Genomic DNA, 4,826 nt, shown 5'->3' on the forward strand with positions numbered 1-4,826 from the left:
GGTTCAGACCGGCGCCTATCTCGGAGAGGACGACATCGTCCGATACGAGGACGTCTACGCCCGAGGCCAAGGCGCAAAGGGCTGAACAGCCCAGGCTGATCGACGATAGCCGCCATTGGGAAGGGTGCACAGCAGGTCTCAAGGATTTACCATGACTGAAGTAAACGAATTTGTTTCGCAGAATATGGAAAACTCCAAAATGGATTTTTCCGGCCTGCGGGTCGCCATCGTGCACTACTGGTTTGTCGGAATGCGGGGTGGGGAAAAGGTCGTCGAAAGCCTGCTCGACCTGTTCCCGAACGCGGTCATTGTCACCCATGTGTACGATCCGGAAAAGGTCAGCGACAAAATTCGCAAGCAGGACGTGCGCGAAACGTTTATCTCCAAACTCCCCGGCGCTCGGAAGCACTATCAGAAATACCTGCCATTGATGCCTCTTGCGCTCGAACTGATCGACATGACCGAGTTCGACGTGATCATTTCAAGCGAAAGCGGGCCCGCAAAGGGGATCATCCCCCGGCCCGACGCCGTGCATCTTTGCTATTGCCATTCACCGATGCGCTACATCTGGGACCACTATCATATCTACCGTGCGTCTGCGGGACGTCTGGCAAAGCTCATAATGCCTTTCGTGGCGCACAAGCTGCGGATCTGGGATGTCAGCAGCGCCGCCAGGGTCGACCGTTTCGTGGCAAATTCCGGTTTCATCGCGCAGCGCATCGAAAAATACTACCGACGGGACGCGGATGTCGTTTTCCCCCCTGTCGAAGTGGCCGAGTTCAGTATTTCCGAAGACGTAGGAGACCACTATCTGCTGGCCGGTGAAATGGTGTCGTACAAACGGGCTGATCTGGTGGTGGATGCGTTCAACGCTTCGGGCCGCAAGTTGGTTATGGTCGGCGACGGGGAAATGCGCGCCGAGTTGGAACAAAAAGCCAGGAGCAACATCACTTTCCTGGGGCGGGTTCCCTTTGCCGAACTGAAACACCAATTCGCAACCTGCAAAGCGCTGGTGTTTCCCGGTGAAGAAGACTTCGGGATCATTCCGGTCGAGGTTATGGCGTCGGGGCGGCCGGTCGTGGCCTACGGCCGTGGCGGAGCCCTGGACACGGTTTTGCCCGGCGTGTCCGGTGTGCATTTTCATGAACAGACCGTCGACGCTCTGAACGCGGCGATCGACACGCTTGAAGCGGATGTGGCACTTGTGAATTCTCCGAAGAAAATACAGGCGCACGCTGCCCGTTTCGATCAGCAGGTTTTCAAGGCGCAAATTGCAGAATTGGTGGCACAGGAACTGGGTCTGGCCGTAACAGACGCGCGCAGCGCATAGTGGCCTTGAGCGACATGAACACAGGCACCATCGCAAAGTCCGGCAAGAGATTTGCTCTAAAAAGCCTTTCGGCTTTGTTCATTAAATGTGCGGCAGCCGGGCTTTCGTTCGTTATGTTCGTTGCCTTGTCGCGCGGCCTTGGTGACGACGGTTTCGGTCGGTTCAGCTTTGCCTTCTCGTTGGCCACGATCCTCGCAGTTGCCGGCACTGTCGGACAGCGCAATGTGGTCTTGCGCTTTGCCTCTTTCTACCTGCACGACCACGACGAAGCCAAAGCCCGAGCGGTCGTGCGGTTCAGCTACGGAATCGTTCTGCTGGGCTCTGCGACGGCTGCGTTGGGGCTGGCGCTTGTGGCGGCAATCCTGCCCGCTTTCGAAGGTCAGCGAACCCTGCTTTGGGCGACCGCGCTCTTTACCGTCGTTCTGGCTCTGGCCGAGTTTCAGCCCAACCCGCAACGGGCTGCGGGCTCTGTCTGGTGCGCGCTGCTGCCCAGGGACGTCATGTTTCGCCTGGCCGTCATTGCCCTGGCCATGATGGCCGCATCAGGTATGACCCCTGCGCTCGACCCGGTCACAACGTTGTTGATGATGTCGGGTATTCTGGGCGGGTTGTTTCTGGCCCAGTCCTTCCTGGTGCCGCTGACCAATCCGGTGCGGCTGATAGCCGATGATGCCGATTTTAGCCAAAAGAGCCGATGGATTTCCGCCTCATGGGGAATGTGGGGGAACTCGGTGGTCAATGCGTCTGGCCGGAATATAGCGATTGTCATTGTTGGCGGCCTTCTTCCAGCGGCCGTTGTCGGCGCGATTTTCGCCGCTTTGCGTACGGCCATGGTTCTGGAGTTATTCCTGATGGCGATCAACATTGTCGCCGCCCCGCTGCTTGCAGCACAGCTGGGTAAACAGGACTTTGACGCCGCCCGAAGCACCTGCCGCCGCATCAGCTTGATGTTGGGGATGCCAACATTGGCAAGTTTCGTGGTTTTTGTTCTTTGGGGCGATCAGGTGCTGGAACTGTTCGGCCCGGGATATGCCACGGCACATCCAGAACTCATCGTGATCAGCCTCGGCTATCTGGTCAGCGCTTTTGCGGGTCCGACGGCGCAGATCATGGAAATGTCCGGGCACGAGCGGGTTCACTTCGTGATGCTGGTTGTTACGACCGGTCTTTCTCTTGCGGCCTTGCCTGTCGCCGTCGCCCTATGGGGGTCAATGGGCGCAGCAGTGTGCATCAGTTGCAACCTCATCGCTCTGAACGTCGCAGCATATATCTACATTTTCAGAAAAATCGGTATTTCCTCAGGCCTTGTAAATCTGGCCTTGTTGACCAAGGAGCGCAGGCAGTGACCAACAACACCCTACCCGTCAATTTTCTGTATCTGGGTGGCGACAAGTGCGGGTCCACCTGGATTTGGCACATACTGAACCAGCATCCCGATGTTGCGTTGGCCAACGCAAAAGAGATTTTCTATTTCGACCGTTTCTATGACAAAGGCGCGGACTGGTATCGCCGTCAGTTTCCCGCACAGCCTCAGGCCACGCGGATCGGTGAAATCTGTCATGACTATCTTTATTCCGAACCAGCACTGGAGCGCATTGCCCGCGATCTGCCGCAAGACAGCCGATTTCTGGTAACTGTGCGCGAGCCGGTATCCCGCAGTGTCTCTCATTGGAAATACCTGCAAAAAATTGGCCGGACGTCGGCCAGCTTCGAAGACGCCGTGGTACAGCAGCCGCAGATCATCGAGCATTCCCTGTTTGGAAAACACGTGAAAAACGCGGTGCATCACCTTGGGGCTGAACGGGTGCATGTCCTTGATTTTATGCAACTCAGAACGGATCCTAAGGGTTTTGGCCGGTCCATGAGCGACGCCCTTGGTATCCCCTTCGCGGAAACGATCCCTTATGAAGAGCGCATTTTGGAAGCCCAAGCTGCCCGCAATGCAATGCTGGTCGGGGTATTGCGCAATGGTGGTTGGATACTCCGTCGCCTGGGGTTGCCAAGTCTGGTGTCAAAGGTGAAAAGCAGTCCGCTTGTATCCCGCGCGCTGTACACATCCAGCCCGGCGCAAAAGCCTGCTGAACCTGATGCGGAGATACTGAATGAGTTGACCGAACGATTTGCGCCGGATCAGGCAATTCTGGCCGAACTCATGGGAACGGAGCAGGTTGCATGAAAATTGTTCTGGCCGCTGTTATGCACAGCCCGAATCTGGGTGACGGCCTGATCGCGGATTGTTTGACCGAGCAGTTCCGCCATCAGGACAGTGGGGTTGATATCCGCTGGCTGGATCTCGCCGGACGCCGGACCTTTGCAACGCCTTCTAAGGGTGCCCGCACCTTTTTGCTGTCTCTGCTGACCTGCTTGCCGCAAAGCGTGTCGCAAGCACTGGCAAAACAGTTGGTCAAACGGCAGATCCGCACCAGCCTCGAGCCGCTGATCCCGAAGAGCTTTCAAGATGCTGATGCCGTGGTGATCGGTGGCGGGCAGCTGCTGGGGGATGCGAACCTGAATTTCCCGCTCAAGATTGCCCGTGTCGTTGAAGAAGCGGAAAAGCGCGGCCTGCCAATCGCGATCCATTCGGTTGGTGTTGCAAAATCCTGGTCACCCCGCGGCAGGCATCTCTTCTCCTTATTGCTTGCCTCTCCGAATCTGCGTTTCGTATCCGTGCGCGATCAGGGGTCTGCAGACAATCTGCGTCACCACTGCAATTCGCTTGGGATTGACCTCCCTGAGATTCATATTTTTCCCGATCCGGCGCTGACCGCCGGTGAGCTGGAGTTGCCTCAGGCCCCTGAGGTCGCCGTCGGTGCCATCGGTGTCGGGATCGCCCATCCGGCCGCGATCAAAACCCACGCCGATCAGGACGCGCTGAATTTCAGACAGTCCCTGTCTCAGTATCAGGCGATCCTGGCTGAGCTTGAGCAGCGCAATGAAAACGTCGCTCTGTTCACGAATGGCGCGGGCGAAGACGAGGAGATGCTTGACGCACTCTGGCAATCTCTTCCCTCCCGGCAGGGAATATCCCGTCTGCCAAGGCCGCAAACTCCGCGGGATTTGGTTGCGGCGATCCAGGCAATGGATATGGTCGTTTCACACCGTCTGCACGCCTGCATAACGGCCCATGCCGTAGGAACGCCTGCCATCGGTTTTCGATGGGATTCCAAGGTTGACGGCTATTTCGCTCTTGTGGGTGAATCAGATAATCTGTTGCGTTTCAGCGAAAAGCCTGAACGCATTGCAGACCATGCCGTACGCCTGAAACAGACCCAAAAAACCGCAGAGATTGCGCAGCAAACACCCGTAATCCAAATTGGTGCGCATCAATTGCTAAACAGTTTGGCTGTTCAGGGCTTATCTGTCGCAAGCTGCAACCGATAACGTCGGCAAACAATTGGCCGGTTGACTAGGGTCAGGACTCATAGCCAATAGATGACGAGTGCTGCGAGGGCGATGGCTGACAGGAAGACCTTCGGGCACCTGTCGTAGCGGGTCG

General features: G+C 56.9%; 4 protein-coding genes. All 4 read left to right on the forward strand.

The window, feature by feature from the left end; genetic code table 11:
- The first annotated feature begins 151 nt into the window (after positions 1–151).
- Genes ACR1XY_RS24060 through ACR1XY_RS24075 form a run of 4 tightly spaced genes read left to right on the forward strand, consistent with a single transcriptional unit; the run spans position 152 to position 4,711 of the window.
- Positions 152–1,330 (forward strand): glycosyltransferase, encoded by a 1,179-nt coding sequence (locus ACR1XY_RS24060; RefSeq protein WP_480597250.1) that lies wholly within the window; start codon positions 152–154, stop codon positions 1,328–1,330.
- Between the two features lie 14 nt (positions 1,331–1,344).
- Positions 1,345–2,676, forward strand: a complete 1,332-nt coding sequence (locus ACR1XY_RS24065) for a lipopolysaccharide biosynthesis protein (protein WP_480597256.1) — start codon at positions 1,345–1,347, stop codon at positions 2,674–2,676.
- Complete coding sequence (locus ACR1XY_RS24070; RefSeq protein ID WP_480597252.1) at positions 2,673–3,506, forward strand: sulfotransferase family protein; 834 nt, start codon at positions 2,673–2,675, stop codon at positions 3,504–3,506. Before ACR1XY_RS24065 ends, ACR1XY_RS24070 begins: the two co-directional genes overlap by 4 nt.
- A complete protein-coding gene (locus tag ACR1XY_RS24075; RefSeq protein WP_480597254.1) occupies positions 3,503–4,711 on the forward strand; it encodes a polysaccharide pyruvyl transferase family protein in 1,209 nt (402 codons plus the stop codon). Before ACR1XY_RS24070 ends, ACR1XY_RS24075 begins: the two co-directional genes overlap by 4 nt.
- Positions 4,712–4,826 lie beyond the last annotated feature (115 nt).

This window comes from Ruegeria sp. AD11(2025) (genome assembly GCF_056542405.1).

What these genes read in the sequence shown, in the direction of transcription:
- ACR1XY_RS24060 (WP_480597250.1), top strand. Translation starts at nt 152, where the DNA reads ATGACTGAAGTAAACGAATTTGTTTCGCAGAATATGGAAAACTCCAAA.
- ACR1XY_RS24065 (WP_480597256.1), top strand. Translation starts at nt 1,345, where the DNA reads ATGAACACAGGCACCATCGCAAAGTCCGGCAAGAGATTTGCTCTAAAA.
- ACR1XY_RS24075 (WP_480597254.1), top strand. Translation starts at nt 3,503, where the DNA reads ATGAAAATTGTTCTGGCCGCTGTTATGCACAGCCCGAATCTGGGTGAC.